Origin of the sequence: Alkalimonas amylolytica (assembly GCF_900107845.1) — a bacterium.
Taxonomy (GTDB): Bacteria; Pseudomonadota; Gammaproteobacteria; order Enterobacterales; family Alteromonadaceae; genus Alkalimonas; species Alkalimonas amylolytica.
In genome coordinates this window covers 274,518-299,042 of record NZ_FNRM01000005.1, presented here as the reverse complement: position 1 = coordinate 299,042, position 24,525 = coordinate 274,518, and the positions used below count along the sequence as shown (strand labels likewise).

Annotated in this window: 25 protein-coding genes; 12 read left to right on the top strand and 13 right to left on the bottom strand. The window is 53.0% G+C overall.

Translation table 11 applies throughout. The features are described from left to right. Positions 1-47 precede the first annotated feature (47 nt). Positions 48-365, top strand: a complete 318-nt coding sequence (locus BLW37_RS11765) for a hypothetical protein (RefSeq protein ID WP_091343089.1) — start codon at positions 48-50, stop codon at positions 363-365. Positions 366-387: 22 nt separating this feature from the next. Here BLW37_RS11765 and BLW37_RS11760 read toward each other — a convergent pair whose 3' ends face one another. Both BLW37_RS11760 and BLW37_RS11755 read right to left on the bottom strand, forming a co-directional pair. Beyond that, positions 388-984, bottom strand: a complete 597-nt coding sequence (locus BLW37_RS11760) for a response regulator transcription factor (protein WP_091343087.1) — start codon at positions 982-984, stop codon at positions 388-390. Between the two features lie 5 nt (positions 985-989). Continuing rightward, complete coding sequence (locus BLW37_RS11755; protein WP_091343086.1) at positions 990-2,057, bottom strand: sensor histidine kinase; 1,068 nt, start codon at positions 2,055-2,057, stop codon at positions 990-992. Between the two features lie 190 nt (positions 2,058-2,247). On the opposite strand from BLW37_RS11755, the gene BLW37_RS11750 reads away from it, so the two are divergent. The 3 genes from BLW37_RS11750 to BLW37_RS11740 are packed head-to-tail and all read left to right on the top strand — an operon-like array spanning position 2,248 to position 4,812. Further along, positions 2,248-3,165: an alpha/beta fold hydrolase gene (locus tag BLW37_RS11750; RefSeq protein WP_091343084.1), complete on the top strand. Its 918-nt coding sequence runs from the start codon at positions 2,248-2,250 to the stop codon at positions 3,163-3,165. 4 nt (positions 3,166-3,169) lie between these two features. Continuing rightward, positions 3,170-4,084, top strand: coding sequence for an ABC transporter ATP-binding protein (locus BLW37_RS11745; protein WP_091343082.1), 915 nt, complete (start codon positions 3,170-3,172; stop codon positions 4,082-4,084). Then, a complete protein-coding gene (locus tag BLW37_RS11740; protein WP_091343080.1) occupies positions 4,081-4,812 on the top strand; it encodes an ABC transporter permease in 732 nt (243 codons plus the stop codon). Before BLW37_RS11745 ends, BLW37_RS11740 begins: the two co-directional genes overlap by 4 nt. A 52-nt stretch (positions 4,813-4,864) precedes the next feature. On the opposite strand, the gene BLW37_RS11735 is transcribed toward BLW37_RS11740, so the two are convergent. The 4 genes from BLW37_RS11735 to BLW37_RS11720 all read right to left on the bottom strand — a co-directional run bounded on the left by BLW37_RS11735 (position 4,865) and on the right by BLW37_RS11720 (position 9,768). Next, positions 4,865-5,395, bottom strand: a complete 531-nt coding sequence (locus tag BLW37_RS11735) for a DUF3617 domain-containing protein (RefSeq protein WP_245785717.1) — start codon at positions 5,393-5,395, stop codon at positions 4,865-4,867. Positions 5,396-5,537: 142 nt separating this feature from the next. Then, positions 5,538-6,869, bottom strand: coding sequence for a phospholipase effector Tle1 domain-containing protein (locus tag BLW37_RS11730; RefSeq protein ID WP_091343076.1), 1,332 nt, complete (start codon positions 6,867-6,869; stop codon positions 5,538-5,540). Between the two features lie 125 nt (positions 6,870-6,994). Continuing rightward, positions 6,995-8,350, bottom strand: coding sequence for a sigma-54-dependent transcriptional regulator (locus tag BLW37_RS11725; RefSeq protein WP_091343074.1), 1,356 nt, complete (start codon positions 8,348-8,350; stop codon positions 6,995-6,997). After that, a complete protein-coding gene (locus BLW37_RS11720; RefSeq protein WP_091343072.1) occupies positions 8,347-9,768 on the bottom strand; it encodes a sensor histidine kinase in 1,422 nt (473 codons plus the stop codon). Before BLW37_RS11720 ends, BLW37_RS11725 begins: the two co-directional genes overlap by 4 nt. A gap of 312 nt (positions 9,769-10,080) precedes the next feature. On the opposite strand from BLW37_RS11720, the gene BLW37_RS11715 reads away from it, so the two are divergent. Next, a complete protein-coding gene (locus BLW37_RS11715; RefSeq protein ID WP_091343071.1) occupies positions 10,081-10,563 on the top strand; it encodes a hypothetical protein in 483 nt (160 codons plus the stop codon). Positions 10,564-10,567: 4 nt separating this feature from the next. On the opposite strand, the gene BLW37_RS11710 is transcribed toward BLW37_RS11715, so the two are convergent. From BLW37_RS11710 to BLW37_RS11695, 4 genes are all read right to left on the bottom strand, one after another. Then, complete coding sequence (locus tag BLW37_RS11710) at positions 10,568-11,551, bottom strand: 2-dehydropantoate 2-reductase (protein WP_091343069.1); 984 nt, start codon at positions 11,549-11,551, stop codon at positions 10,568-10,570. 30 nt (positions 11,552-11,581) lie between these two features. Next, the gene (locus BLW37_RS11705; protein WP_171907609.1) at positions 11,582-12,244 is read right to left on the bottom strand and encodes an SDR family oxidoreductase; all 663 of its coding nucleotides are present in this window, start codon (positions 12,242-12,244) and stop codon (positions 11,582-11,584) included. A 75-nt stretch (positions 12,245-12,319) separates the two neighbouring features. Continuing rightward, positions 12,320-13,627 (bottom strand): short-chain fatty acid transporter, encoded by a 1,308-nt coding sequence (locus tag BLW37_RS11700; protein ID WP_091343181.1) that lies wholly within the window; start codon positions 13,625-13,627, stop codon positions 12,320-12,322. A 172-nt stretch (positions 13,628-13,799) separates the two neighbouring features. Beyond that, positions 13,800-14,174, bottom strand: coding sequence for a DUF4168 domain-containing protein (locus BLW37_RS11695; protein ID WP_091343066.1), 375 nt, complete (start codon positions 14,172-14,174; stop codon positions 13,800-13,802). Between the two features lie 169 nt (positions 14,175-14,343). On the opposite strand from BLW37_RS11695, the gene BLW37_RS11690 reads away from it, so the two are divergent. The 4 genes from BLW37_RS11690 (at position 14,344) to BLW37_RS11675 (ending at position 18,949) form a co-directional block, all read left to right on the top strand. Further along, on the top strand, positions 14,344-15,846 hold the full coding sequence (locus BLW37_RS11690) for a sensor histidine kinase (protein WP_245785716.1): 1,503 nt from the start codon (positions 14,344-14,346) through the stop codon (positions 15,844-15,846). Next, entirely contained in the window at positions 15,843-17,246 is a 1,404-nt protein-coding gene (locus tag BLW37_RS11685; RefSeq protein WP_091343064.1) for a sigma-54-dependent transcriptional regulator, read from the top strand. The genes BLW37_RS11690 and BLW37_RS11685 overlap by 4 nt, the downstream gene beginning before the upstream one ends. After that, complete coding sequence (locus BLW37_RS11680) at positions 17,233-18,057, top strand: kinase (protein ID WP_245785715.1); 825 nt, start codon at positions 17,233-17,235, stop codon at positions 18,055-18,057. Before BLW37_RS11685 ends, BLW37_RS11680 begins: the two co-directional genes overlap by 14 nt. A gap of 109 nt (positions 18,058-18,166) precedes the next feature. Then, positions 18,167-18,949 carry a peptidylprolyl isomerase gene (locus BLW37_RS11675; RefSeq protein WP_091343063.1) on the top strand — a complete coding sequence of 261 codons (783 nt, stop codon included), beginning with the start codon at positions 18,167-18,169 and terminating at the stop codon, positions 18,947-18,949. Positions 18,950-19,030: 81 nt separating this feature from the next. Here the strand turns inward: BLW37_RS11675 and BLW37_RS11670 are convergent, their stop codons facing one another. Next, on the bottom strand, positions 19,031-20,788 hold the full coding sequence (locus BLW37_RS11670; protein WP_091343061.1) for a hypothetical protein: 1,758 nt from the start codon (positions 20,786-20,788) through the stop codon (positions 19,031-19,033). 254 nt (positions 20,789-21,042) lie between these two features. Here BLW37_RS11670 and BLW37_RS11665 point away from each other — a divergent pair, with 254 nt between their 5' ends. After that, entirely contained in the window at positions 21,043-21,738 is a 696-nt protein-coding gene (locus BLW37_RS11665) for a nucleotide-binding protein (protein ID WP_091343058.1), read from the top strand. Beyond that, a complete protein-coding gene (locus tag BLW37_RS11660) occupies positions 21,698-22,051 on the top strand; it encodes a replication protein RepA (protein ID WP_228613709.1) in 354 nt (117 codons plus the stop codon). Before BLW37_RS11665 ends, BLW37_RS11660 begins: the two co-directional genes overlap by 41 nt. 42 nt (positions 22,052-22,093) lie before the next feature. Here the strand turns inward: BLW37_RS11660 and BLW37_RS11655 are convergent, their stop codons facing one another. Further along, on the bottom strand, positions 22,094-22,522 hold the full coding sequence (locus BLW37_RS11655) for a DUF3010 family protein (protein WP_091343057.1): 429 nt from the start codon (positions 22,520-22,522) through the stop codon (positions 22,094-22,096). Positions 22,523-22,561: 39 nt separating this feature from the next. Continuing rightward, positions 22,562-22,927 carry a hypothetical protein gene (locus BLW37_RS11650; protein ID WP_091343055.1) on the bottom strand — a complete coding sequence of 122 codons (366 nt, stop codon included), beginning with the start codon at positions 22,925-22,927 and terminating at the stop codon, positions 22,562-22,564. A gap of 132 nt (positions 22,928-23,059) precedes the next feature. Between BLW37_RS11650 and ccoG the strand changes: the two genes are divergently transcribed. Beyond that, positions 23,060-24,511 (top strand): cytochrome c oxidase accessory protein CcoG, encoded by a 1,452-nt coding sequence (gene ccoG, locus BLW37_RS11645; protein ID WP_245785714.1) that lies wholly within the window; start codon positions 23,060-23,062, stop codon positions 24,509-24,511. Positions 24,512-24,525 lie beyond the last annotated feature (14 nt).

The following is a 24,525-nucleotide window of genomic DNA, read 5'->3' as shown; positions in this document are numbered from 1 at the left end:
AAGGTATGTGCTTTACACTCAAACAAATACCTATCGCGGAGAATATCATGCGTATCTTCATGCTTCTGTTGGCTGGCACCCTGATGGCCAGCTCATTTAGTGCCTCAGCCTGCGGCTTTCGACTAAAAGATGGCAAGCTGCTTACCTGCAACATGAGCCGTATTGAGCTATTGGATCGGGCCGGGGAGCCTCTGAGCAAAGATGTTGAAGTGCATGCCATCAGCACCAAGCCACAGGAAACTGGCCGCCGCATTGAAACCTGGTCTTATATTTTACCCGGTGCTATTGGGGGCAATTATTTGGTCAGCATTACGCTGGAGCAAGGCAAAGTCACGGCAATTGAAAGCCGCCAGCAACAGCGCTGATGCCAACAAACAATGACTTTGCTTACAGCCAACCTTTTTGACGAGCAATACGGGCAGCATCAATCCGATTGGCGGCACTCAGCTTGCTAATAGCCTCCGACAGATAATTGCGCGCTGTGCCCTCGGCAATAAAAAGTGCTGCAGCAATTTCGCTGGTACTTTTGCCATCAGCTGCCAAACGTAACGCTTGGCGCTCTTTATCGCTGAGTGGATCCTGTTCGCCCAGTGAGTTTAGCAACAGTTCGCTGTCGACCACTTTTTTACCGGCCATCACTTGTGCAAGAGCTTGCACCAGTTGTTCAACCGGGGCGTCTTTTAGCAAAAATCCACCGACACCGGCATCCATCGCCCGCTTGACATAACCGGCACGGCCAAAGGTAGTAATGATGACCACTCTGGTGGGCAGTTTATGTTGCTGTATATAACACGCCAGCTCAATTCCAGTGTGGCCAGGCATTTCAATGTCGCTAAGCAGCAAATCAAATGGCTGTTTTTTTAGCAGTGTCAATGCCATATTGCCATCTGCGGCTTCAGTCACATGAAAACCAGCCTCCAATCTGAGCAGGCTGGCCAGTGCCGTACGAACCATGGTTTGATCTTCAGCCAGTAAAATATCCATGAGACCTATGACTCCTGCAGCGGAAGTTGAATCGCGGCGGATACGCCTGAATGCTGGTTTAGTACCAGCGTTGCACCAATAGCCGCCAGCCGCTCCCGCAGGCCGGTAATACCATGCCCCTCTTTCACTCCGTTACTGCGGCCATTGTCATGCAAACAAATATGCATATCGGTACCCTGTTGCTGAAAAATTAACTGACAGCTATTCCCTTTGCTGTGACGCATCACATTAGTAACCAACTCGGTCAGTGCTAAAATAACAGCGGTTTCACGGCGCTGATCCAGTACTGGTACCTCGCCTTGTAATTCGGTCTGAAAACCAGCATCACGAAGGCGAGCCAGTAATTTAGCAACTTCAGCCGTTAACCCCTGATGTTTGTAACCTGCAACACTTTGCCGAACCTGGCTAAGTGCATCGCGGGCTATCTGGCTTAACTCTGTCAATTGCTGCTGTCCAGCGGCGACCTGCTGACGTGCCAGTAATTTTTCGGCTAAGTCTGCTTTTAAAATAATGCTGGATAAGGTATGACCCAAGATATCATGCAAATCCCGGCCAATCCTTTCACGCTCTACCATCGCCGCCAGCTGCTTCATTTCGTCTTCACTTTGTTGTTTTGCCAAGCGCTGCAAAGCGTGTTGCTGCTCGACCCAACCAAGAAAGCTGACGGCCATGACCACAGGTATTCCAAAATGCAAAAAATACGGCCAGTGCAGGTTGAGCACCAGGTTTAGCACTACGAGTAAGCTGATTACTGCCGCCAAATAGAGCACATAGCGTCTCAATGGGTTGGCATAACCGATAAAGAAGGCTGCATAAGCAAACATCGAAACAGAACCTGGGTTCACCGGCGTAATCAAGATGGCAACTAGTAACATGCCAACAACCGGCCGTTGCATTTCATTGCGGTTGCAGCGATAAGCCCAGAAATAACAACACAAAAACAACACCAATGCCGCCAACATTGCCAGGTACTGCCATGGTGCAAATTTCACGGTAAACAGCGGAATAAGATAAAAAATCAAGTTTACCAGGTAAGCCCAACTCATCTTTTGTGGCAGTTTGTCGTTTGGCATCGTGGATAACTCCGGTTATCAGCTGGTGGCTAGTGTACTCACGATCCACAGCCTAGTACCAGTGACAAAAATCACAGCACTGCATGACAACTGTCATCCGTTATTGCTGACAAGCGTTACCTCCCAAAACCTTAGCACAGCCTTACACTGACCTCATCAACCAAACAAGACTGATGACGAGGCACTTACGATGAAATCATTCAACTCCACATTTCGCCCTTTGATTATGGCTTTAGCTGTAGCAGGCTGCTTACTCAACCCACCTGCTGGAGGGCAACCACTTACCGCTACGGCTGCAGAAGAGCAACAGCACGCCTGTGCCTGTTTTGAAGTCACTGTAACAGGCCAGGGACCGGCGGTGATATTAATTCCTGGCCTGGCTTCGTCAGGTGAGGTATGGCAAAGCACCGTTGAGGCGCTAAAAAGCGACTATCAACTGCATATTTTGACCTTAGCAGGCTTCGCCGGGGTAGCACCGCTCCCTGCTGACGCTTGGGATAAAGGATTTTTACTCACACAACAGCAAGCCATTTTGCACTATATCGCTGAGCAGCAACTGCAAAAACCAGTGATTATTGGCCATTCACTGGGTGGTTATCTGGCACTGGCGCTGGCTGCCAGAGCACCTGAACAGATAAGCGCAGCAATCAATGTTGATGGTTTACCTGCACTGGGTGCGCTCTTTGCACAGGCGACTCCCAGTGACCATCAAACCACGGCTCCTGCGGGCTTCGATCCGATGATCATGGCGCAAGGGATGGCAAACAACTCAGGCTGGCATCAGCGTATTGTGAACGATATGTTTAGCTCAGATGGCCATACTTCAGGCCGGGTGATGGGTGAACTTATCCAGGCAGATATACGGCCTGAGCTGTCGGCAATCCGTGTCCCTGTGCTCACCTTGGGTGCATTGCAGCATGGCGCTCCCTATAGCACACCAGAGCAAGTACAGCAAAACTATGAAAACCAATTGGCAAATGCCCCTGCACAGTTCCACAGCTTTGCTTTTACTGCGGATGCTAAGCACTTCATTATGGCGGATGCGCCAGAGTGGCTAAACCAACATATTCAGCAGTTTCTGCACAACAACAGCGTAAACGAGGAGTGATGCGATGCTTGCACTCCAAGTCAACGGCCTGACCAAGTGTTACGGCACCAACACAGTGCTGGCCGGTGTCGATATGACACTAACCGCCGGTGAGGTACTCTGCATCCTGGGCCCAAACGGAGCAGGCAAAACCACCTTCATCTCGACCATTTTGGGTTTGGTCAAAGCTGATAGTGGCGACATCCATCTCTTGGGTGAACGGCAACAAGGCATCACGCGTAGCAATGCCTTACGCCAGCAGCTGGGTGTGATGATGCAAATCGGCAGCTTAAGCGCCAATCTCACCGTGTTTGAGCAGTGCGATTTGTTCAGCAGCTACTATAACAAGGGCTACAGTGCGGCAGAGCTGGTAAAGCTGGCTGGGCTGGAAGATCACAGCAACCAGCGTTTTGGCCGTTTATCCGGCGGCCAGAAGCAGCGTTTGCTGTTTGCGCTGGCCTTGACGGCCAAGCCGAAACTGGTGTTTCTTGACGAGCCTACGCTTGGCATGGACGTCGAAGCGAGGCGTGACTTATGGCAGCTAGTGCGCCAGCTAAAACAACAAGGTGTAGCCGTCGTGCTCACCACCCACTATCTGGAAGAAGCCGAGCAACTGGCTGATCGTATCGCCGTGCTGCATAAAGGCGTTGTAGTTGCCAGTGGCAGCCCGGCTGAACTAAAAGCGCTCACCCAGTACAAAGTGATTCGCTGCTGCAGTGCACTGAGCGATACCACTTTGCTTGGGCTGCCCGGTGTGCTGCAACTTAGCCGTGACAAACATCTGATCACCTTACATAGCAGCTATGCTGAATGCACTGTCAAAGCCCTGCTGCTGGCCGATGATAGCGTCCGTCAGCTGGAAGTGCGGCCGGTCGCGCTGGAGCAGGCCTTTTTACAACTGACGCAAAGCAACAACACCAACGAGGAGCAAGCGGCATGAACACTATCATCGTTTATCGTAAAGAAGCCTGGTACGACTTCGTCAGCGTCTGGCGTACTCCGGGTTTCGTGATCCCATCGCTGGCATTTCCTACCGTTTTCTATCTATTTTTTGGTGTTTTTTTAAATACCGGTGCAGCCAGCACCTACATGCTGGTAACCTACACCTGCTTTGGCATGATGGGGCCGGCCATGTTTAATTTTGCCATGAACATTGCCAGCGACCGGGCGCACGGCTGGCTGACTTTAAAGCGACTCTCACCCATGCCGCTTGGCGCCTACTTGCTGGCGAAGCTCAATACCGCCCTGGTGTTTACGCTGGTGATTGTCGTGGCGCTTTTTAGCATTGCCGCGCTGTTGGCCGATGTGCGGCTAGTCACCGAACAGTGGCTTCTGCTCGCGCTGGTGTTTCTGCTGGGTACTTTACCTTTTGCCTTAATCGGACTGATTTTAGGCTTAACCCTGAGTGATAAAGCCGCACCGGGTGTGGTAAACCTGTTGTACCTGCCCATGGCCTTTTTATCCGGCCTCTGGCTGCCCATCACCATGCTACCGCAGGCGTTGCAACATGCCGCCTGGCTCTGGCCCAGCTACCATGTTTCGCAAATTGGCCTGAAGGTTATTGGAATGGACCAAGGCCATGCCCTTTGGTTGCATCTGCTAATCCTTATGGCCACCAGTAGCGTCCTGGGTATTTTGGCAATCATCTCATTTAGACGTCTGACCTGAGTATAAGAGGAAGCCGCCCCTGCAAAAAAGTGGACGGCTCAAGCTATTGGCATTAACCACAGTCAGCCTGAAGCCATTTGCCTTGCTGCTGCATGGTCATGCGCTCGGCGCGGCCATTTACTTCCGTGGTAAACTCCGCATTGCCACGGTAGGAACGCGGGCTTTCCAACACCATTTCACCCTGACCACTGGAAGGTGGATTGGTATCGCATTGGAAACTGAAATGAAAGCGGTTATCACCCTGAGGCTCCAGTGTTTGCTGACACCCATCCTGCTGCGGCAACATGCCCTGATCAATCTCTTGCTGAGTTAAACACACCTGGATTGAAGAGCTGGTACCACCAAAACGAATGCCTTGCTGCTCCAGCATGGATTCCATCATCCGGCGCTGTGCTGCTGGTAAGCCTTCAAGCTGCCGCTTTGCTTCCGCCATGGCTTTTTCCAACTCACCGCTCTCACTTTGCATGGAAAAGCTGTGCTCCCACAAACCGGGCTCCATATCCAGTTTCAGTGAGTTGGCTTGTGCTGGTGTAATGAAAAAGGCGAGTAGTGCCGCCGACAGTGATATCAAAACAGAGTTCATAGCAAGCATCCTTGTTGTTTGCGTAAAAAAACTAGCCGGGACTTCCCGCTCCGGCTTTGGGTTCAACCACTAAGCCTAGACGCTCAACCAGCAAAACGCCAGTTCCGTTTTTTAGCTTGTGTCCTTCGCAAAACGCATGGGTTCAAGCCGCAAAGCTTAGTCCGGATTCATCTCCCCGTTGCCACACACACACTGCCTGACGTAGCCCGGTTTTCTCAAAAGCCAGCTGCAATCGCGTGCCTGGCTGCATGGCTTTGCTGCAACGCAACCGCACGCCGCCTTGCTCGCTGTAATCCAGCACCTGACACTCAAACGCCTCGGTAGACAAATACAAGCGGGCTGAGTCAGCATCGGTTTTAGCCGTCACACGGGGATATTGCCGGCGTTCACGCCCATCTTTCGCCACCACCTTCGCCGCAGGATCCTGCACACCAGCTGGCAGGCTAGCCAAATAATCTGCCAGGGTGGCAGGTAAATCCGGATTCTGTGGCTGATAATAGCCCGACTCAATACGTTGATAGACACTGCTATGGACCCGAATGCCCATAGCGGTTTCATCACTTCGGCCATAAATACGGCGTATATAGGCCCCGTTATTGAGGAAAGCCAGTAAACGATAGGGCAAGGTATAAGAGTTGTGCTCGCGTTGCATCGGGGCGGTGCGAAGTTGTTGCTCCAGGTAAAACTCATCAAAACTCAATCCAAGCATCCTGGCTTTTTCCAGCATCCACTCCAGACAGGTATCCGACAAACCGGTGCGTGGGTAACCACCACCAATATCGGAGTGAACACCGGCAAACCAACATTGCTCAACCTCTTGATCGGGCTGTATTTCCCCAGTCCACAAATCCGGCGCAAAAGGCTCCCGTTTTTCATCAAGCGCCAGCGCGTGGTAGCCATGTTTGACCAGGGGACTTAAGTGGGTATCAAAAAAGCCAATCCGGGATCGGCCCAGATGGTTAAAAGCAAGCACCGGCACCCCCAGCGCACCCACGGTATCAAAGACCCCGACCATACGAATGGCTGGCCGGTAGTTATGCTGATAGGGGTTGTTCAGCCATTGTTTAGCACGCTGCTCGGGCGTAGAACGATAGTAACGATAAGCATCCCCTAGCTCATGCAGTTGCTGTTTCGATACCAGCCCCAGTGCATGCACCATACCAACCACTGCTCTTGCGGTGTAGGCACCCCGACTAAAACCAAAACAATATATTTCATCGCCATGCTGGTAGTTATGGACCAAAAAGCGGTATGCCCTCAGCACATTGCGCTCCATCCCCATCCCAAAAGCACCACCAAAGAAGCGGTCGACCCGCCCCAGTGTACCGACACCCTGATCATAAAATACCACCTGATGGTGCCCATCCTCCGCCATCGGCTGGATAGCCCGGGCAATTTTTACAATGTTGGTTGGGTTGTTCTGAGGTTCATTCCAGGTGCCGTCACAGCACAGAATAATACGTTTATATGTCATGGCGATGCCTCCCTATGCGTTGCACAATGGCATACCGCCTGGCGGTAACGGCGCCGTTTTCAGTATAGCGCAAGTTGGTCAAAAAACAGACAACCTGAATTTTTCTGTTGCCTCGGGCAAACAACTTAAGGAGTCAGGTTAAACTTTTCCAGCCGATACAAAAATGCTTTGTAGGGCATGTCCAGCAACTTGGCAGCCTTGGTTTTGTTGCCTTCGGCCAGCGCCAGTGCCTGCTGCAGGCATTGTTGCTCCAGGGCTTCAAACGCCATGCCTTGCTCGGGCAGCCGAAACACTCCGGCATCCGGCCCGACGGTACTGGCTTTGCTACGCAGGTCCTGAACCAGCTCCTGTTCGTCGCTTAACAGGACAAAGCGCTCCAGCCGGTTGCTCAGTTCGCGCACATTACCAGGCCAGTGGTAATCCATAAGCTGCCGTAGTACTCCCTTACTGAGTTCAGGCACCTGCAGCTGGTACCGCTGTTGATGCAAGCGTAAAAAGTGCTGAATAAGTTGCGGAATGTCTTCGGCCCGCTCCCTAAGCGCTGGCATTCTGATCGGTACCACATTCAGTCGGTAATACAAGTCTTCCCGAAAGCGCCCTGCTTCCACAGCTTTGACTAAGTTTTGATGCGTCGCAGCCACCACCCGGATATCCAGCGCAATTTCCTGATGACTGCCCAACCGGGTTACTGTGCCCTCTTGCAGCAAACGCAATAGTTTGGCCTGCAGAGTAAGGGGCAACTCGGCAATTTCATCCAGGAAAATGGTGCCGCCCTGGGCGGCTTCAAACTTACCTGCTTTGCTCTGACTGGCGCCGGTGTATGCCCCTTTCTCGGCGCCAAACAGCTCAGCTTCAGCCAAATGCTCCGGAATAGCCCCGCAATTTAGCGCCATAAAAGGGCCTTGCTGACGCGGCGACAATTGGTGCAGTGCCCGGGCAGCCAGCTCTTTGCCGGTGCCGCTTTCGCCGGTAATCAGCACCGTGGCCTGGGTTGGTGAAATCCGGCTGATGCGCTCAAACAGCTGCTGCATGCAAGGTGCCTTCCCCACCAGATCCACCAGTTGTTGTTGCTCCGACAAACTGGCCGTCAGTTGGCGATTTTGCAGCCGAAGCGCCGACGCCCGTAGTGCTTTCTCAATCGCCAGCAGCAGCTCTTGGCGCTTGAAAGGCTTGCTGAGGTAATCGTCCGCGCCAGCCTGAACCGCCTCCACCGCATGACTGATGGAACCATAAGCGGTGGCCACGACAAAGCCAAGCTCCGGCCGGTGCTGACGGACGTATTGCAACAACAGCATGGCCGTGCGGGCACCCAATTTCCAGTCACTGAACACCAACTGGATGGCCGGATGCTCTTTCAGTAAAAGAATGGCGCTTTCAACCGAATCGGCAGCCAGGATCTGATACGGCTCAGCGCTAAGAATTTGGATCAGCAACTCACGCTGCTGTGGATCGTCCTCGACCAGCAACAAGGTGGCTTTCATCGTTTTGACTCCACAAAAAATAAGCAGGCCCGGCAGCCGCCAGGTTCACTATTCTCAAGTACAATTCGCCCCTGATAGTAGCGCTGCATCAGACGTTGGGCAATGTAGAGCCCCATACCGGCGCCTGCCGGTTTGCTGCTGACGTGCGGCTGAAACAACTGCTCGGCAATAGCCGGCTCCAGACCGCTGCCTTGATCGGTGATGCAAAGCTCAGCACACTGCGCATCCAGCCGGATACGGATCCTGCCATTGACCGGACTTGCTTCCACCGCATTGCTCAGCAAGGTATGGATAATAGCGCGTAGCTCTTGCTCAGCTCCGGCCAGCACCAGATCGGTGGGAGCATCCAATTCGATCCGCACCGGGCTGGCAGAAAACTCGAGCTGCAAATCCTGCAAAATAGCACTGACAGAAACCTGCTGTTGCCGGTCTACTTCGGCACAGCTTAGTGTTAACACAGCGGTCAGACTGCGGTTGATGTGCAGGATCTTTTGCTCAGCCTGCTGCAACAGCTGCCTGCGCTGGTCTTCATCGGGTGCATCCCCCAGTTGCTCCATCAATAAGGTCAGGGTATGCAACGGGTTGCGCAGCGCATGCACCAGGCCCCGGCTCATTTCACCAATCTCCACCAAATGCTGCTGTTGCTGTGCCTGTTCAGCCATCTCTGCCAACTCAGCCAACCGGATACTCATTTGGTTAAACTGAGCACTGACATAGCGGTACTCACGTAAGCCCTGCACCTCAATCTGCTGCCCCAACTGCCCCTGCTGCAAGGTGCGAAAACCCGCAACCAAGCTCTGTAATGGCTGAATTAAACGATGACCTAACCATAAGGAGATCAACATGGCAACGCCGGTACTCAGTGCAATCAACATCACCGTATAAGTGGTGAACTCGCGAAACAGCGGCGCGGCCGATTGCAGCTGCATTTGTTGCTGCGCCTGTTCCACCTGGGCCCGAATCGCCTCCGGACTCCACTGCCGCTGGATCACAATACGCAGGTTTTGCTGCATTTGCTGCTGCACCTGTTGCTGTACCTGCTGCTGCCAGGCTTGCCACTCCTGCTGGTTAGCCTGGAACTCTTGTTGCCTGGCTTGCCGCTCCTCGCGGTTTTGTTCTAACTGCTGTTGTAGCTCGCGGCGCCAGGCTTCCCGCTCTTCGCGGTTACCCAGTGTTTCCGGTGGCGGTACCTTAAGATCCCGCAGGATCTCCAGCGGATCTGGCGGGGTTGGTGGCAAGGGGATCTCAATCAACTGCCGCCTGGCTTCATCCAGTACCACCTGGGTTAACTCCGAGCTGCTGCTGCTGATTTGCTGCTCAATCCGCTCCCTGAAACTGTGGATCAGCAAAATCTGACTGATGGCCATCACCAGCAAGAGCCCGATAATTCCTAATGATAAAATCCAACGTATCGACATCTGCACTCCACAATCAGGCTGCCCGACATTCGCCAGCGACTACTGCGCAAGCACCATAGGCTTACAAACTATATGCCAACTCTATCTTCAAGGCGATTCCTGATACAAAACAAGTTCCTTTGCACTCTCAGTGACAGCTTTTGCCGGGCTGAATACTAAAAATCACCGTACTATCCGCAAATCCGGAAGTCATGAGGATGATATCCGTAACAAACGGTACAGCGACCACCCAAATTATTGAAAATAAATAACTTTAATTCTGGCATGGCTTTTTCATTGACTGCTGTGAACCCATACCACAGGAGACAATCGATGAAAGCAATCTTTTACACAGCGGTAGCGCTGGCACTCACTGGCTGCAGCGTGCAATCCGCCGAGGCCAAAGCACAAACCAACAACGCGCAATCGACCCGGATCATTCTGATGCAGGATGGTGAACGGCAGGAATGGCAGTTTTCCGGTCGTGACTGGCAAGACAGCGCAGAGTGGCGGCAGCTGCTGGACAGCCTGGAGCCAGAACGGCAGGAGAAGCTAAAACGGTTGCTTAGCCGCCAGGACTTTCCGCCCATCCCGCCCATCCCGCCCATGCCCAGAGTGCATTGGCAGGATAAAGATGGTATCAAACAATTGATTATACGAAGCGGGGATGATGAGCTGATGGCTGAGCACATCCTTGATATTCGACAGAGAGTCGCTGAACACAAGTTTGAGGTGATCCGCCGTATGCTGGAACAGACCGAGCTAAACCGTGAACAGCTGCAGTCGTTGCAACAGTTACTGGATAGCAAACACTAAAGAACTAGGCCAGCAATCCGCGATTGCTGGCCATCAGCCGGGTCAGGCCATAGAGTGCATCGGTCCAGGGGGTGGCAATACCAAGCCGCTGGCCGATTTCCCGCACCGAGCCAACCAGAGCATCCAGCTCCAGGCTTCGACCGGCTTCCGCATCTTGCAACATCGAGGTTTTAAAAGCTCCGAGCTTGGCGGTCACGGCAAAGCGATCCTCAGTGCTTTGCTCAATCTGGCAGTCAATCGCCGCCCCAATCAACCGCGCTTCTTCCATCACCCGGGCAGAAAAATCCCGCACCAGCACATCATCGAGGATTTGATCGCAACTGGCAGCGGTTAACGCCGAAATGGGGTTCATGGTCATATTGCCCCATAGCTTGTACCAAATATCGCGCTGAATCTGTTCTGACAGACTGATCTTTAAACCCGCTTGCTCAAGCAAAGCCGCAAGCTGTTGCAGCTGTGGCGTGATTTGGCCATCCGGCAACCCCAAAATCAGGCTCTGCCCCATCACATGCTCAATCTGAGCAGGTGCTGTCGTGCGACAACTGGCATGGATCACCGAACCGATCACCCGCTCAGCCGGGATAAGCTGGCTAATGCGGCCACTTGGATCCACCGTCTGCAGTGGTGCGGCAAGTACGGCCCCGGCGCCATGAAAAAACCACCAGGGCACCCCATTCATCGCTACCAGCACCTTGCCATGCTGGCCTATCAACTCAGCCACGGCCGGAGCGACATCAGGCAATGACTGGGCTTTCACTGCCAGGATCACCAGGTCCTGCTCGCCAAGCTCCGCGGGACTCTCGCTGGCCCGGACACGCACCCGATGCACCTGACCGGCCTGGGTCAATTGCAGGCCATGCTGCTTGATGGCCTGCAGCGTATCGCCTCGCGCCAGTACCGACAACTGCACCTGTTCAGCCAAATGCTGCCCCAGCAAAGCGGTCAGCCAGCCACCAATGGCACCGGCACCGATGATTGCCATCCTCATCTGAACGTCCTTAGTTGTCACCCCAGTCAGTTACCAGGGCAAGGCATCGCCATTGCTGTGGAAGAACTGGCCGCTATTATCCGCCGAAAGTTCGCTAATGCGCTCCACCAGACGGCGGGCCGCTTCATCCGGACTGATATCGCCGGCAAAGCCGACCATCTGGGTTTTGACAAAACCCGGATGGTAAATACCGACATAAATGTGCTGACTGGCCAAATCCAGGCTTAGCGACACGCTGGCAGCATTGAGCGCAGCTTTGGCCATGCGATAGCCGTAATAGGCACCCGAGCCATTGTCGCTGATCGACCCCATCCGGCTGGTGATCATGGCAATTTTGCTGCCTTTTCTCAGCGCCGGCAGCATGGCGTGGCTAAGCACCAGCGGTGCCAGCGCATCTACCTGGAACTGAGCCTGAATGCGGGTTAGATCCAGTTCATTCAAGGTTTCATTGCTGAAAATACCGGCATTGTTGATCAGAATATCGACCGAGTCGTTGGAAAACTGCTGAGCGACCTGCTGCAATTGCTCAGTCTGGCTAAAATCAATGCCGCTGTGCACCGTCACATCCAGATCGGCCAGCTCGGCCGACATGGTGCGGCACACCACCGTCACTTTACAGCCTTTGGCCAAGTATTGCTTCACCAACGATAAACCAATACCGCGGTTCCCGCCGGTAATCACGACATGTTGCATAGTCAGCTCCCTGGTTCGTAAAAAAGGTTATGACGCCACTATAGCAAAACTGGCGCTTCCGTGCTGCAGAGACGGTTAATACCAGGTCAGCACCGCGGCGATCACCAGCCCGGTCAAAAGCAATTGCAACAGGCAAAAGCCCATAATGTCCTTGGCTTTTAACCCTGCAATCGCCAGCACCGGCAAGGCCCAAAACGGCTGAATTAAATTGGTCCAGGCATCGCCCCAGGCCACCGCCATCGCCACCCGTTCAATATCGGCGCCCAGCTCCAGTGCGGCCGGCAACATTACCGGTGCCTGCACCGCCCACTGCCCACCACCGGAGGGCACGAAAATATTCACCAGCCCAGCGCTTAAAAAGCTCCACAGTGGCAAGGTCTCACTACTGGCAAAGCCAACAAACCACTGCGACACACTTTGCGCCATGCCCGATTGCACCATCACCGCCATCATGCCGGCGTAAAATGGAAACTGCAGCAAAATCCCGGCACTGCCGCTAATCGCCTGCTGCAAACTGTTTAGCAGATTGCGCGGGCTCTGATGCAGTAAAATCGCCGCAAATAAAAACAACAAGTTGACGCTGTTTAGATTCAGCCCACCACCATCACTAAAATACAGCAGCAAATAACCAAGTCCCAGGCCGCCAAACAGCCAACCCAGCCAGCGACTGTGTTCCAGCCGCTCAGCCGGCCGCTCTGGCACAGGCGCTGCTTGGGCCGGCTCAGCCAGTTTGGCCGGATCCACCAAAATCGCTTCGTCTTTATTGGGCAGCATCAGCCGGTTAAGCAGTGGGATCAACAATACCAGCAACAAAGTGAGCGTCAGATTAAAACCGGAAAAAATGGTCTGGCTGGTTGGGATCACGCCAATCAGTGCCTCGGAAAAATGCCCTTCGGTGGCAATGGTCAGCGGCACAGAGCCCGCGAGGCCACCATGCCAGATGACAAAACCTGAATAGGCACTGGCCAGCAGCAAACGGTAATCCACCGCTACCCGCCGTGCCAGCGCTTTGGCGAAAAAAGCCCCCACCACCAAACCAAAGCCCCAGTTCAGCCAGCTAGCAACAAGTGCCACCAGCGTCACCAGTACAATCGCTGTGCCGGGCGTTTGCACCCTGGCGGCCAGAGCATCCAAAGCCCGCTGCACCAAAGGGGTGGTCGCCAATAAAAAACCCGTCACCAATACCAACATCATCTGCATGGCAAAGCTCAGCAAGCCCCAAAAGCCATCGCCCCAATAACGCAACACCGCCAGCGGCGTCTGCTGCTGAAACAGCATGGCGGCAGCAAACACCAACAGCGTCAGAAGCAGCACCAGCACAAAAGGATCCGGCAGATAACGCTCGGTCAGATGTACAAAGGGTTTGGCGATTTTGCTAAACATAAAGGCAGTATTCAATGCATAATCATGCTGTTAGCCTAGCGGCTTTGTTCCAAAAGTACCAGCAATCCCATCCAGATCAGCGGCTGATAAAAAACCCTGCCGAAATGACAGGGTTTGAAGTACAGACTTGCCAGAAAAGCTGGTTTATGGCTAAAGTTAGTCTGACAAGGACTTAGGAGTCAGCACGCGACATGCTGAGGATGCGCTCACGCAGTTCTTCATCCTGCTGGGCTTGCTGAGCGATGGCGTTGTATTGCTCCGCGGTCAGGCCGGCAGATTCAACAGCTTCGACCATTTCATTCTGAGCCTGCTGCTGAATTTGCTGGGCCTGCTCAGCACTCTCAGCGCTTTGAAATTCTGCTTCGTATTTAGCGCCGATTTCGCCAATGGCATCCATCGCCATGGTGAACTGCAGTAGCTTGGCTTCAGTGATTTCAACCTGTTGCTGCTGTTGTGGCTGCATGGCTGCAGGATTTGCCTGAGCGACACCCAGAGTGACAGTAGCTGAGAAAGCGGCCAGACAAAGGGCAATGGCTGTTTTTTTCATAAAGGGACTCCTTTGGTTTGAGTTCACTTATCCTGTTTGCGAAAGCCGTGCCAACTCAAACATTTCAATCTAAGTCTTTGATAAATATAAAACCAAATAAAATCTTCCCAAACATAGGCTGCCAGCCCCTCATCATTGTGTATACTAATGACACACTAAAGGAGGTGCTGTGACAATTTTATCCAACCTACGCCGCTGGCCACAAGCCAGCTTGCAGCGACGGTTGTTGCTGTTTGTGGTGCTGCCTATGCTATTGCTGGTTGGACTGGCCATTCGTTTTGGTCTGGCCTTAACCAGTGAGCTGGTTAGTAACAGCCTGCGCACTGATTTAGAGCTGATTGGCCGGGCAATCCGGGTTCCTATCAGCGATGCACTGCTGCAACAGGATATGGCAGCCATCAATGCTCATCTGGAGTCGGTGTTTACCATAGGCCGGGTCTATGGCGCCTCGGTTTACGGCACCGATGGCCGTCTGGTGGCAGCCACCGGCGTGACCGAGCGCGATCTTTCCGACAGTGAACTGGCTTCGGAAGTGGTGCGAACCGGCCTGCAGCAGGATGGCTACCATTCGGTGTCTGGCCAATCGCTGTTCTCGCATTTTTTACCGGTGATTGATCGCAGCGGTCAGATCCATGGCTTGCTGCAAATCAGCCGCAAAGGCAGTGACTTCGAGCAAAGCTTAAGTCGCATGTCGACCCTGGCCTGGTTGAGCTGGCTCGCTCTGGCGCTGCTTAGCCTGATGATTATGTGGCGTGGTCATCAACGCGCCATCGGTCAACCGGTGCATCAACTGGTGGACAGCATGCGTCAGGTCGCCGCCGGCAACAGCAAGCACCGTGCCTCATTGGAAGGCCCGGCTGAGCTGGCCGAGGTGGCCGCTGGCCTCAATCAGATGTTGGATGATATGGCACAAGCACAATCGCAACTGCTGAGCCAACAAGAAGAGCAACAACGGATGCAACAACAGCTGAAGAAGCAGGAAACCATGGCAGCTATTGGCCAGGTGGTCAGTGGCGTTGCTCATGAGCTCGGCGCACCGCTGAGCGTGATTGATGGCAGGGCACAGCGGTTGCTACGCCTGCAACAGGACGGTGACAGTCAGCGCCAGCTGGATGCTATTCGTGGCCAGGTGCAGCGTCTAAGCCGGATGGTGAAACAACTGCAAGCCTTTGCCCATACACCAGTTGCCAGTTGGCAAACCGTCTCTTTACCGGAGCTGATACAGCAAGCACTCACCAGCATTAGCTTTGAACTGCAACCCGGTGATGCCGTGCCCCGGCTGCTGGTTCCCTGCCCGCAGGTTGCCCTGACACTGGACCCGGATCGCTTTGAGCTGGCACTGGTCAATGGTCTGCGCAATGCGGTGCAGGCCGCCCGCTCAGAAGTGCTCATCCAGGTGATTGCCGATCAGCATTCATTAACTATTTTGATTGAAGACGATGGGCCCGGCCTGCCGACCGGCCAGGCGGCAGCTGATGTGATGCAACCTTTTGTGTCCACTAAACCGCAAGGCCAGGGCACAGGCCTTGGCCTGGCTATCGTGCAGCAAATTCTGCAGGAGCATCAGGGCAACGTGCAACTGTCCAACAAAACGCAATCAGACCAAGAAATCACAGGCTGTTGCCTGACCCTGACCTTGCCACTTACCACAGTGAAGGAGCCAAAGTCATGATATGCTCCCCCAGCCAGCTGGCGATTGTGGAAGATGATCCGGCCCTGCTTGAATTGTTGCAGGAGGAACTGACCGGCCAGGGATATCAGGTGACCGCCTTTGCGCAGGCGGAAGATTTACTCGCGGTACTGGCAGAGCAGCCTTTTGCACTGGTGATCAGCGATATTCGCCTGCCTGGTATCAGTGGCCTGGAGTTATTGAGCCGTATTAAGCAACTCAGCAATCCACCGGCTCTGTTGCTGATCACCGCATTTGGTACCGTGCGTCAGGCTGTTGCCGCATTAAAGCAGGGCGCCGATGACTTTCTGACCAAACCACTGGATCTGGACCATCTGACGTTGTCGGTACAACGCTTACTGGCCCACCAGGCGCTGCAACGCGAAGTACAGCAGTTGCGGCAACAGCAACTGGAAAGTCCACCCGGTATCACCGGGATGATTGGTAAAAGCCGCACCATGCGCCGCCTGTACCAACAAATTGCGCAGGTAGCACCGGCTCAGGGGGCAGTGCTTATTCAGGGAGAAAGTGGCAGTGGCAAGGAACTGGTTGCTCAGGCCATTCACCAGCAAAGTACCCGCAGCGAGCAACCTTTTATCGCCGTCAACTGCGCCGGGATCCCAGCCGAACTGATGGAAAGTGAGTTCTTCGGCCATGCTGCCGGCGCTTTTACCGGTGCCCGTAACGCCCGCCCGGGCCTGTTTAAAGAAGCCGATGGCGGCACCCTGTTGCTGGATGAAATCGCTGAAATGCCGTTGCTGCTGCAAGCCAAGCTACTGCGGGTGTTGCAGGAAGGAAAAATCCGCCCGGTGGGCAGTGATCAGGAATACAGCATTGATGTGCGAATTCTGGCAGCCACCCATCAGGATCTGGAGCAAAAAGTTGAGGCAGGCAGCTTTCGTGCCGACTTATTTTACCGGCTGGAAACCTTTAGTCTGCAGGTACCACCGCTGCGTGAACGGGCCGATGATCTGGAGCTGCTGGCCAATGTATTCTTACAGAAGCTAAAGCAACAGCAGCCCAAAAATGTGCAGGGCATCAGCCCCGAGGCACTCGACTGCCTGTACCGCTACCCTTTCCCCGGCAATGTACGGGAATTGCAAAATGCCATCGAGCGCGCTTTTACTTTTGCCGATAGTGCGGATATCCAACCGGCTGATTTGCCCGGCCGTATCTGCAATTATCAACCGGAGACCGATCAGCCCCTCCAAAGCCACACCAGTTGGCCCAGCCTGCAGCAATTGCAGCGCAACTATGTACAGCAGGTGCTGCAGCATACCGCTGGTAACAAACAAAAGGCCGCCCAGTTGCTTGGCATTACCCGCCGTACCCTGTACCGCTGGCTGGAACCGGCAGAGCAAAGCAGCGTAAACCAGGAAACAAGTGACCATGCAAAGGACTGAAGCAAGCCCGGTTTATCAGCAGTTGCTGGATACCCTTTGCAACCATTTGCTGGCCTTGCCCAAACCAGCTGTGGTGGGCATTAGTGGTGCTCAGGGCACGGGCAAGAGCACGCTGGCCCGCCTGCTCACCGAGCAGCTTAGGGCGTTGGGCCTGGCAACAACCACAGTGTCACTGGATGATTATTACCTCAGCAAGGCTATGCGCCTGCAACTGGCAGAGCAGGTGCATCCGCTATTGGCCCAGCGCGGGGTACCAGGCACCCATGCCATCAACAGAGCCATTGACGATGCCAAAAACGTACTTGCAGCAAAACCGGTGCAACTGCCTTGTTTTGATAAAGCTCTGGATGAGCCGGTCCGTGACCGGCCGCCGCAGCAACTGCAGTTGCTGATCGTCGAAGGCTGGTGTCTGGGGCTAGGCCCGCAAAGTGAGCAGGAGCTTCATCTTGCACAAAATAGCCTGGAAGCCAACGACGATCCGACCGGTCAGTGGCGATACTTTATCAACCAGCAGTTGGCGGGTCCTTATCAGCAGTACTGGCAGTTACTCAAACCGCTGATCTGGCTGCAGGCGCCGGACTGGGCCTCGGTCTGTCGGTGGCGGGCCAAACAAGAACAGCAACTGTGGCAACAAAGCGGCCGGGGCATGACCCGGCAGCAACTTGAACGCTTTATGCTGAGCTTTGAGCGCTTAACCCGCGCCAGCTGGCAGCAGCTGCCACAAAGAACGGACGTCCTTATCCCACTGGACCACCATCAGCAACCCAGACTTCCTGCTTCCTTACAGCGTAAAAATAGCACTGATCGCTAACGGCTGTTGCGTTTAGTAGTCTTTGGTTATTAAGTGTTAAGGCAACTGGCTCCCATCACAGACTCTACAGTATGCTGATACCCTTCACTTATCACAGATGGGTCTATTGATGAAATTAGTACAGGCTTTGTTGCTAGCCAGCAGTCTTGTTTTCACCTGGTCAGTCCAAGCAACCATTGTCGAGTTCAGAACCTCATTAGGTAACTTTGAAGTCAATTTATTTGACGAGATCACGCCGAAAACGGTAGCGAACTTCCTGCAGTATGTCGAAGAGGAAAGCTACCACAACAGTGTTATTCATCGCCTGGTGCCTGACTTTGTGGTGCAGGGAGGAGGTTTTGCCTACAGCGGCGAGCTCCCACTGAACGCGATCCCCGCCCGAGCTGCGGTGCAGAACGAGCCAAAACTCTCCAATCGTAAAGGCACCATTGCCATGGCCAAGCTGGAGAATCGTCCCAACAGTGCCACCAATCAGTGGTTTTTTAATTTAAATGACAACCATGCCGGCCAGCCTCAACTGGATACCCAAAATGGGGGGTTCACTGTGTTTGGCCAGATTTCTGAACAAGGGATGGAGATATTAGCAGCCATCGCTGCTTTGCCCCGCTTTAATCTTGGCGCAGCAAATAGCATACCTTTACGAAACTACACCAATGCCGATGCAGCAGCAGGCAAGACAGTCACAGCCGAGAATCTGGTGTTGATCGAAAGTGTGGTGATCGTGGATGCCAGAAGCAATACTGCAGCCGGGTTGAACCCGGTAGCCAACACCCTGATTGAGCAGCAACCACCTCAGGACAATAATTCGGACAATGGCGGCTCGCTTGCCTGGCTGGTCGTTGGTCTGGCCGGTATCCTGCTAGTGCGTCGTCGCCGTAAACGTTTGGTCTGAACAAAAATTATGCCCATCCAGAAGCTTGTTCAGGATGGGCATAATGAAGGTCTAAAGCACCCTGTTCGCGCCAGTACTTAACTATGCAATACCGGCTTTACTCAGTTGCTGCTCCAGTGTAGCGATACGCTGTTGTGCCTGTTGGTTGGACAAGGTCAATCGCTCTATGGTCGAGGTCGAGTTGTTCTTCACAAAGCTCAGTTGCTCTTCCATCTTTGCCAATCGCTGTTGCAGCTGCTCTTTTTCCTGCAGATACTGCTGCTGCGCTTCACGCAACTGCTTGTTCTCTTCCCGCTGCAACTTAATCGTTTCACGCTGACGGCTCTGATGGCCGGCCGTCACTTCACTTTGTTCTTTGAGCATCTGATTGGTATTTTGCAGGTGAGCAATCTTACTTTCCATCACCTGCAAGCGTGACCGTAAACGTTGCAGCTCTTGCTCCTGCTCCACAAACTCGTGCTGTGAGCGCATTTCCGGCAGCTTGGAGGACAGCTGTTCAATTTGCAGTGCCTGCTCTTTCAGTTGATCAGCCATCTCGTCTTTGGCGGCAATCACATCTTCCAGTTGCTGCCTGGCATCATCCCGCTCCTGCTGCAGTTGCGCCAGGTTCCCCCCCTGATCAGCAGCATTTTGCTCGCTTTCTTTTAGCTTAGCTTCCAGCTGTTGGTAGTGCTGGCTGGCTTCATCCAGCTTTTTCTGCAAGGTGGCGCTGGCTTGCTCTGCTTTTTGCAGTTGCTGTTCAAGCACCGGCAGCTCCTGCTTTTGCAAGGCAAGCTCTTTCTGCGTTTGCTCCAGCTTTTCTTCCAACTGGCTGACATGCTCGGCATGCTTAGAGCCAGCCTGCGACTGCAGCTCAGCATTCGCCATCTGCAGAGCATCCAGCTTCTGCGCAAGTAACTCATACTGCTCATCGCCCTGGCGTTTTGCCTGAGTGGCTTCATCACGTTGCTGTTCTGCTTCCGCCAGCCGATCTTTGACCTGGTTCAGCTCAGCTTGGTGCTGCACCAGACTTTGTTGCAATTCGTTCAGGGCCTTCTGACGCTCAATCGCTAGTTGCTGCGCATCGGTAAACTGCTGATGCAGATCTTCACTGTCTTCAGTCAACTCGCGCGCCCTGTCGCGTAGCTGGGCAATTTCCTGCTGCAGATCTTGCTGCTGCTGTTCCAGCTCTTCGATATGCATCTCCAATTGCGACACCATAGCGTCACTTGCAACAGGCTCATTGGTTGGTTCAGATGATGTCGTCACGTCAGCCTCTCTTGCTGCTTTTGATGGGGTAGCCACCTGCTGGGCGGCTATTTCTTTGTCTTCTTTGGCAACTGCTTGTTTTTTTGTTTCTTGCGCAATCGCTTTGTCTTGTTTTGGCTTGCTGACGGCCTCAGCAGCACGAACAATGGCATCGTCCATCGACTTTGCTACCGGCTTATTATCCGCCGGTGGATCCGTAAGGGCAGCATCTATCGCCGGTAAGTCGGACTCTGTTTTTTGTTTCAGCTCACTTGATGGAGTCTCGCTCACCTCAGCCCTTGGTTTGTCAGCCTCTGATGCAGAGCTTTTATCTTTCATCATTTTCTTGCTGAAATTGATCATCTTACTCAGAGAACCCGGCACTTTATCCGTTAACGCACTCAGCGACGCCATCCCCTTGCCTGAGGAGGCTGCGGTGTCCTGCTTGCCCTGCTTTGGTACGTATTGGGTTTCACTACACCAATGATCAAAATGAACCACGATGCTGGAGCGGCTGCCATCCAGATGTTTTGCCAAAAGGTCCAGAGTGATGATCTGACCTTCCCGCTGCAACCGCTCACACACTGCTTTCACTTCACTGTAATTTGCCATTGCTTACCCGCTCTCACTTTTTACCACTGAGCATTATAGAATACTTCGTTTTTGCAGAAACAGGAAACCTTTCCTGCATGTTTTTTGCGCATTTATTACATCAGGTACACAGGCCATCATTCTATAGAGTGTGGCTTAAGTCATTAAAAAGAAAAAAGTCAGCCTGATTCGCTGAATGCTTATTTAGCACCTATACTCAAGTATAGGCCAATTTGCAGGCCGTTGTCTGTTCATTGCAACATGAGGAAAGGCTGATGATTCTGTTGGTCGGTGGAGAAAAAGGCGGTAGCGGTAAAAGTTGCCTGGCGCAGAATATCGCAGTGTACTTTACCCGGGAAAAGCAAGCCAATGTGATGCTGGTAGACTGTGACCCACAGCGCACCACATCGGATTGGGTGCAGGAAAGGCATTTGAATCCTGACTTACCCTGGATAAACTGCGTGCAGATGTATGGCAAAATTCGTTACGAATTAAAAAGTCTGGAAATGCATTACGATGTGGTCGTGGTAGACTGCGGTGGCCAGGACAGTGTGGCGCTTCGCTCTGCCATGGTGGTTGCCAGCCATGTGTTGCTGCCATTACGGCCCAAGCGACGCGATCTGAAAACACTGGAGCATCTGGAAGACCTGGTCAGTGCCAGCAATGTGGTCAATCCGGATATGATTGTTGGCTGTGTGATGACACAATGTCCATCGCTGCCAAATCAGGCCAACCGTATTCTGGATGCCAAAGAAGTCTGTAAGTCATTCAACTTACGGGTGCTTGAAGCCATCACCTACAGCCGTAACATCTATGATGACAGCGAAGAGAAAGGCTTATCAGTGATGGACATCGATCCGGATGGCAAAGCGGCTGTCGAAATCCGGGACATTATTACTGAACTGCTGTCAATGAAGGCGATACAAGAAGATGGGGCTGAGGGATCTGAGAAAAAAGTCTACGCCGTCTGAAAAGCGGTCGGTCAATGTAGACGAATTTATTGATGACGCCAACAACTACGCCATGGGCTTGCCCAAGGTGGTGAGTTTGCGTCAGCTACTACCAGACGAGGAAAGTGGACCGCGGCTGCCAATGCGCCATGCCACTTTTACGCTGAGCCCGGAAGCGATTGAAGCCTTAAATCAACTGAGTGAAATGACCGGTGAGGCGAAGTCTAAGATTATCCGGCATTTGGTATTGCAAGCCATTCAGCAAGCCAGCCAAAGGCCGGATGTGGTGGTAGAGCCCGTGCCGCCTCCGCCAGGCAAAACTGGCTCTAATTAGTTTTCATCCTGATTCTGGATAAAGCTTCAGGATGAAAGCTCATCATTCTTTATGGTGCAACCAGGCGTACGCCGCTTCAAAAGCAGTTTGCTGAAACCCTTTCAATCCGGTGGCTTTAAAATCGATCAGCAGCGGGTTACGGCTTAGTTGCTCTTTGATGTGCTGACCAGATAGCAGCGCCACCTCAACATCAGGGAGCAACTGCAGCGCTGCTTCAATCTTAAAGCCAAGAGCACCACCTGCAAACTTCCCCTTTTGTGGCCGCTCTTTGATCACCACTTGACGGACCTGATAGTCCTGAAAGAACTTTTGCAGTGTAAACTGAAACTTGCGCATAGCTTCGGCATCTTTGTCGTGCTGCAACACAAAACGTTGCTGGCGGCAATCCGGCAACTGAAACAACCCCTGCTCCAGCGTCATCAAACAAATAATGGCTTCGTTGCTTTTAATCTCTATGCCACAAACACGCATCAGCGTCTCCTAAAGTAATTTATTTGATGTATCGCAAGCTTACTGGCGCATCAGGATGTCATACTGACTGTTGATAATTCCACAGGCTTTTCGCAGTGGCTCGCCAAACAGCAGGGGGTTGAAGTCGCCATCGATGCAATAGCGCTGCCGGAATAACAACAGCTCCTGCTTCGAAGACGCGGCCCGCTGCAACTGAGCACGCTGCCCCTCTCCAAGCTCTTTGCCGAGCTCAGTAAAGAGGTGGTTGATGTTGCGTAACGCCTGAGCTTCACCAGAGCGGCTGGATGAACCAGCTATCTGGTAAATCTGCTCAATCAATTTTTCTTTGTAAGGGCTCACTCTGGGATGATCCGAAAATGTCGCCAACAACAGGATCACTAACAAGATCAGTATAAGCGGTTTCATGATTACACCTTACCCGAAACAGTTGACTTGATCATACCTGATTGCTGACTCAATTGTCTGCATTGCAACAAAGTAAAAGTGATGTTCCTGAACAGCCACCAAAGAAGTGATATACTGCAGGCTAGTTGCCTGATGAAAAATGCCATGGCCGAGGTGAGTGTGACGGACAAAATTGATGTAAAAAATATCCCGGTAGACGTTCAGCTGCATACGCCAGGAAAAACTCCACCAGGTCGCTACTCATCACGTGATCGCATCTATGTGCGGGCCATGAAAGGCATGCATCAGGCGATTCGCCGTTACATGGGCTTTTTCTTTATGGGCCTGTTTATGCTGCTGCCCTGGCTGCGTTACAACGGCGAGCAGGCAATTTTACTCAATATCGCAGAACAAAAATTCAGTATCTATGCCCTGACTCTCTGGCCGCAGGACTTCACCATTCTGGCCTGGATCTTTATCATTGCTGCCTATGGGTTGTTTTTTGTCACCACCTTTTATGGTCGGGTCTGGTGTGGTTATTTATGCCCACAGTCCGTCTGGACCTTTATATTTATGTGGTTCGAAGAAAAAATTCAGGGCAGTCGTAACCAACGCATGAAGCTGGACCAACAGCCATGGAGTTTCAGTAAATTCAGTAAAAAATTTCTTACCCACCTCTGCTGGGTTGGTTTTGCCTTGCTGACCGCCTTGGTATTTGTCGGCTATTTTACGCCGATTGATCAGCTGTTTTTGAATTTCTTCACCCTGCAATCCGGCTTCTGGGCCACGCTGGCGGTGCTGTTCTTCACCTTCTGCACCTATGGTAATGCCGGCTGGATGCGTGAAATCATGTGCACTCATATGTGCCCATACGCTCGCTTTCAGTCGGCCATGTTCGATAAAGATACCTTTACTGTGGCTTACGATAAACGCCGTGGTGAAACCCGCGGCCCGCGCAGCCGCAAGGATACCGCATACAAAGAAAAAGGCTTGGGGGATTGCATCGACTGCAACCTGTGCGTCCATGTTTGCCCAACCGGCATCGACATTCGCAATGGCCTGCAATACGAGTGCATCAACTGCGGTGCCTGTATCGATGCCTGCGACGATACCATGGAAAAAATGGGCTATCCGAAAGGCTTGATAAGCTACACAACTGAAAGCCGACTTCAAGGCAAGGGAGCTCATATACTGCGACCCAAACTGCTCGGTTATTTTACCGTGCTCGTGATTGTTTGCCTGGCTTTTGTCTATACGCTCTATAGCCGGCAGCCGCTGGAGTTTGATATTCTGCGAGACCGCGGGGCCTTGTTCCGCGATACCAGCGAAGGCTGGGTGGAAAACACCTATACCCTGCGCCTTATTAATAAATCACAGCAACAACAAACCTTTGTTTTCTCTGTCTCAGGCCTGGATGAGGTTCGCTGGATAGGTCCAACCGAGCTGACCGTGGCCGGTGGGGAAACGGCCAGCCTGCCCATCAGCCTGGCGGCCGATCCCTGGGAGTTGACGCAGCCCATTTCCGATATCACCTTTACCGTGCGGGTGGAAGGGCAGCCAGATATTGAAGTGTCGCAAACCAACCGTTTCTTCTCCAGACGCTAGCTCCCTTCGTGTTA